Raw genomic sequence first — 5515 nt, 5'->3', positions numbered from 1 at the left:
GAAGCCCCCAACTACCATCGGCGCTAAAGAGCTTAACTTCCGTGTTCGGTATGGGAACGGGTGTGACCTCTTTGCCATCATCACTAGACTATGTTTGGTTTCTAATTTACTACATATTCATGAAACCTTTATGTATATCGTTTTGAAGTTGTTTACCTGTCCTTCAAGACAAGAATTATTGTATAACGTTTATCAACATATTGCAACCCTTTTTTATAAAAAAAAGAAATTATTACTTTTTGAAGATATTTTTGTTATGTGAGAGAAATTATCGCTCTGCTAATCATTATAGCAATTGTTTTTTCAAAAGAAAACATTTTATTAATAAAAATTAAAACTTTATCGTATAAGCACATAGTAAAAGCATGCTAAAGAAAACTAACAAACAAAACTACTACCCTTTTTGCAGTCTAGCGAACACAACAAGCGCATATTACGAATGTGCCTTTGTACAGTTTCCCCAATAGATTTTATTTAAAACTACTTGGATAGATATTAGATAAAAACTTTAATATTCTACCCTTCAATGTATTTCCTAATCATATTTATGAAAAGCCTTTGATTTTCACTGAAAGTGGGGACTCTAAGTGAAAATCTAAAGCTTTTTAATAAAATATTTTACTAACATTTATATTTCCGTTTAGTATTTTACAAAAACATTAGTAAGAGCAGCAACTAACTGATCAATTTCTTCAAATGATGTTGTTGGTCCAAAGGAAATTCTAAAAAATTGGCGTGCCTCCTCCATCGTATAGCCCATTGATAAAATTGCCTTTGTACCAGACTCACTGTGAATATCACAAGCACTACCCGTTGAAATACAAATACCTGCTTCGTTTAATTTTAACAACACATATTGCCCCTCTACTTTTTCCATTATCAAGCCGCATATACTAGGCAGTTGATTGTCACATTCAATCAACTGACAAGTTGACGGTAAATTGTTTCGTAAATATTGGCGTAGTAATTCATAATGTTGACGCTCATATTGATAGTTTTCAATAGCTGTCGCAAATGCAACAATGGCAGGTGTATCTAATGTTCCTCCTCGTAAACCTCGTTCATGCGTTACACCAGGCGTTAATGTTGGAACTCGAATTTTCGGATTGATAAAAATAGCCCCACACCCTTTTGGTCCTCCTATTTTATGGGCTGAAACCGTTATCGCATCTACATTTGCACTAAATGAATATGTTGCTAGTTTACTAAATGACTGCACACAATCTACATGAAAAAATATATTTGCATTATTTGCTATTTCGACGATTTCCTCTACAGGTTGGATGGAACCTATTTCAGAATTTACATGCTGAATCGTTATTAATGCTGTATCTTCCCTTATCGCCTTTCGAACTTGTTCTACATCAATACACCCATTTAGCTGTAAAGGTAATTTCGTGATGGCAAACCCCATTTTTTCAAGTGTATTTAATGCTGCATGAACAGATGTATGTTCAGCCTGGGATGAAATAATATGCTTACCCTGTTTTGCAGCTAAAGCTAGTGACAAAATTGATAGTATATTTCCCTCTGTGCCGCTCCCAGTAAAAATTATCCCATTCCGTCCAACGCCGAGAGTTTTGGCTACTACAGTTCGTGCCTGCTCCACAAAATAATTTGCTTGTCCTCCTAAATCGTGTAAGCTCGCACTATTTCCATAATAACGTTTTGCTACATCACAATAAGCCTGAAGTGCATTACTGGACATTGGCGATGTTGCTGCATAATCCATATAAATCATCTAATTCTCCCTTTCTAGTCATCAAGTCTTGTTTTCCTTTTTATTTTATGTAAAGATATGTGTCAAGACAACTGTAAAGAAGGTATAGCTATGGATGTAAAGACAGACATACTTATTATTGGTAGCGGCATTGCGTCACTTCAAGCTGCACGACTACTCGGACAATATTTTCAAGTACAGATTGTTACAAAATCCTCAGTTAAAATGAGTAGCTCTTATCGTGCACAAGGAGGAATAGCTGCTGTTACTAGTCCAGAAGATCATACAAGTTTTCATATTGCTGATACACTGGCGGCAGGTGAACACCATCATGAAAACAAATTCGTTGATGTACTTATAAAGGATGGAATGACGATTATACAGCAACTGCTATTAGAGGGTTTACCTATTGATCGGCAAGAAAATGGCGAACCTGCTCTAGGCTTAGAAGGAGCACATAGCCATCAACGAATTATACATGCCGGTGGTGATAGGACTGGCCAAGTGCTAATTGATTATTTGCTTCAGCATCTATCTTCAAACGTTCACATTAATAGCAATGAGATGGCTTATGACTTGTTACTGAATACGGATGGTGCTTGTATTGGTGTACTGACAAAAAGTGAAAAAGAAATAAAACGTTACTTTGCTCATCACGTCATTCTGGCTTCAGGTGGTGCAGGTGCTCTCTACTCAAACACTTCGAACTTTGCCACGAATTCTGGAGACGGCATTGCATTAGCTTACCGTGCTGGCGCTGCTATCAGTGACATGGAATTTATGCAATTTCATCCAAGTCTATTATGGTGTAATGGTGAAGCTAAAGGGTTGGTTTCTGAAGCTGTTCGGGGAGCAGGAGGAATTTTTGTTAATGCAGAGCGTCAACCAATTATGGAAGGTGTGCATCCATTGCTCGATTTAGCTCCGCGCCATATTACAGCACACACATTATATACTAAACGCGCCTCAGGGCACGAAACATTTATTGATATTTCAAGCATTCAGGGATTTGAAGATAAATTCCCTACAATTACAAAACTTTGTATTGAAAATGGTTTAGATATACAAGACGGCCTAATTCCTGTAGCTCCAGGCGCCCATTTTTTAATGGGTGGTGTGATTGCGGATGATAAGGGAAGAACCTCGATTTCCCATCTCTATGCTGTTGGTGAGGTAGCATGTACAGGAGTTCATGGTGCAAACCGTTTAGCGAGCAATTCATTACTCGAAGGCATAACATTTGGTCAAAAAATGGCTCAATTTATTATAAAAGCAGGTTGTAAGCAAACTAATTTCACACCTGCTGTTGTTAATGATTATCAATCAATGCCAGCATTATTCACAAAGGAAAACTTACAACAAACCATGATGCGCTCATTAGGCATTGTCCGAGACCCTTTCGATATGCAGCTTTTGAAAGAACAACTACCTTCATTACAAGATTTACGTCAAGTAAAAGTAAAGGACTTAAATCAACAGCAGCTCGAACTTTATATGATGCATATTGTTGCATCATTGATGCTCCATGCAGCTATCACGCGAACAGAAACTCGCGGTGCTCACATTCGGAATGATATGCCTAACAGTGAAGCATATTGGGCACAGCGCTGGATTATTTTTCAACAAGGACAAATGAAAGTGAGGAATTCATTGTATGAATATCATCAAACTCGAGGAAATGCTCAAGCAATTTTTTAATGAAGATATAGGAGATGGGGATTTATCAAGTGAACTAATCTTTTCAATCGACCAAATAGGCTCCTTTTCCTTTTATGCAAAAGACAGCGGTATTTTTTGTGGAACACCTATTATCGAACATGGATTTCGTTTACTTGATCCTTCGATGCATATAACTATGCATAAAAATGATGGGGATGCTGTGAATTACGGAGATGTTCTTGCTGTTATTAAAGGACCTCTACAAAAATTATTATTAGGTGAACGAGTCATTTTGAATCTTATTCAACGCATGTCTGCTATCGCTACAGCAGCCAACTTAGCTGTTCGTGAAACTGTAGGAACCTCTGCGAAAATTTGTGATACACGCAAAACCATTCCAGGATTACGTATGCTCGACAAATATGCGGTACGAGTAGGAGGTGCCTTTAATCACCGAAGTGGCTTATACGATGCAATTATGCTCAAGGATAATCATATTGCTTTTGCAGGAAATATTACCAAAGCCGTACAAACTGCTCGCAAGAAAATTGGGCACACGGTAAAAATCGAAGTCGAGATTGAAACGAAAGCACAATTAGAAGAAGCTATATTAGCAGGGGCTGACATTATTATGTTCGATAATCGTACACCTGAAGAAATACATGCTTGGCTTCCAATCGTTCCAGCACATATCGCTACTGAAGCTTCTGGTGGCATTACATTAGAAAACCTCAATGCTTATGCGAAGTCAGGCATTCAATGGATTTCATTAGGTGCATTAACTCATTCCGTAAAAACTTTTGATATTAGTGCACTTGTACAAATGAAAGGAGAGCATACACTTGTCCATCACTAGTTTACTACAACAAACCACATTACTTCCTGACCATTATCGAACATTATCATCCATCGAAATGGAATCTCGTATTCGAACTATAAAAAAGAAGCTAGGTAAGACACTTTTTATACCTGGCCATCACTATCAAAAAGATGAAGTAATACAATTTGCTGATGCTACAGGGGATTCCTTACAGCTTGCTCAAATATCCGCTGCTAATAAAGAAGCCGAGCATATCGTTTTTTGTGGTGTGCATTTTATGGCAGAGACAGCCGATATGCTTACTATGGAGAAGCAACATGTCTACCTACCTGATATGCGTGCAGGGTGTTCGATGGCTGATATGGCAGATATTTATCAAACAGAACAAGCTTGGCCTATGCTACAGCAACTTTTCGGCAATACAATTTTACCGTTAACATATGTTAATTCTACTGCCGCGATTAAAGCATTTACTGGACGTCACGGCGGTGCTTGTGTAACCTCTTCTAATGCTAAAGAAATGGTAAAATGGGCATTTACACAAAAACAGCGTATATTATTTTTACCAGATCAGCATTTAGGAAGAAATACAGCGTTCGACTTAGGTGTGCCACTCGAAAATATGGCTGTATGGAATCCACATACGAATACGCTTGAAACAGATCAATCGCCAGAAAATATTCAAGTAATATTGTGGAAAGGACATTGTTCAGTCCATGAAGGCTTTACAGTTCAACATACAGCAATGGTTCGTCAATCAAATCCAAATATGCGTATTATCGTACATCCTGAATGTAGCCGTGAAGTTGTCGCAGCTGCAGATGATTCAGGCTCTACAAAATATATCCTTGATACGATTAATAATGCTTCAAGCGGATCAGCGTGGGCAATTGGAACAGAAATGAATTTAGTAAACCGAATTATTCAACAACACCCTGATAAACATATTATTTCTTTAAACGAAAACTTTTGCCCTTGTCTTACAATGAATCGCATTGACCTTCCACATTTACTGTGGTCACTTGAGAGCATTGTTCAGGGCAAGCCCCATAACCGTATCCAAGTAGATGCGTCAACGGCAAAGGAAGCTCGTAGCTCCCTTGAAAGAATGCTATCACGTGCATAAGCAAAAAATCGTCTACCTATTTATTGGTAGACGATTTTTCCTATTTCTCCTAATAAAAAAAGCACAGTCGATGTATTTGTTCACATCGACTGTGCTTTAGTATGACCCCTACGGGATTCGAACCCGTGTTACCGCCGTGAAAGGGCGGTGTCTTAACCGCTTGACCAAGGGGCCAATGGCGGAGAAGGAG

4 protein-coding genes, 1 tRNA gene and 1 rRNA gene are annotated in these 5515 nt (G+C 38.2%); 3 read left to right on the top strand and 3 right to left on the bottom strand.

The genetic code is table 11. The features are described from left to right. Together rrf and ACIQ1H_RS22925 are read right to left on the bottom strand one after the other, a co-directional pair. Positions 1–88 (bottom strand): 5S ribosomal RNA (gene rrf, locus ACIQ1H_RS22930); the annotation flags it as partial. Between the two features lie 552 nt (positions 89–640). Continuing rightward, entirely contained in the window at positions 641–1732 is a 1092-nt protein-coding gene (locus tag ACIQ1H_RS22925; RefSeq protein WP_402892358.1) for a cysteine desulfurase family protein, read from the bottom strand. 99 nt (positions 1733–1831) lie between these two features. Between ACIQ1H_RS22925 and nadB the strand changes: the two genes are divergently transcribed. From nadB to nadA, 3 genes are read left to right on the top strand one after another with little or no spacing between them, the layout of a single operon-like run. Next, a complete protein-coding gene (nadB, locus tag ACIQ1H_RS22920) occupies positions 1832–3418 on the top strand; it encodes an L-aspartate oxidase (protein ID WP_402892355.1) in 1587 nt (528 codons plus the stop codon). Then, positions 3375–4235: a carboxylating nicotinate-nucleotide diphosphorylase gene (nadC, locus tag ACIQ1H_RS22915; RefSeq protein ID WP_402892352.1), complete on the top strand. Its 861-nt coding sequence runs from the start codon at positions 3375–3377 to the stop codon at positions 4233–4235. The genes nadB and nadC overlap by 44 nt, the downstream gene beginning before the upstream one ends. Next, positions 4222–5325 (top strand): quinolinate synthase NadA, encoded by a 1104-nt coding sequence (gene nadA / locus ACIQ1H_RS22910; protein WP_402892351.1) that lies wholly within the window; start codon positions 4222–4224, stop codon positions 5323–5325. Before nadC ends, nadA begins: the two co-directional genes overlap by 14 nt. Positions 5326–5427: 102 nt before the next feature. Here the strand turns inward: nadA and ACIQ1H_RS22905 are convergent. After that, positions 5428–5499: transfer RNA gene (locus ACIQ1H_RS22905), tRNA-Glu, on the bottom strand. Between the last annotated feature and the right edge of the window lie 16 nt (positions 5500–5515).

Origin of the sequence: Lysinibacillus sp. NPDC097279 (assembly GCF_044761745.1) — a bacterium.
Lineage (GTDB): Bacteria > Bacillota > Bacilli > Bacillales_A > Planococcaceae > Lysinibacillus.
Note: the sequence above shows the minus strand (reverse complement) of the source record. Positions and strands in the feature narration are given on the sequence as shown.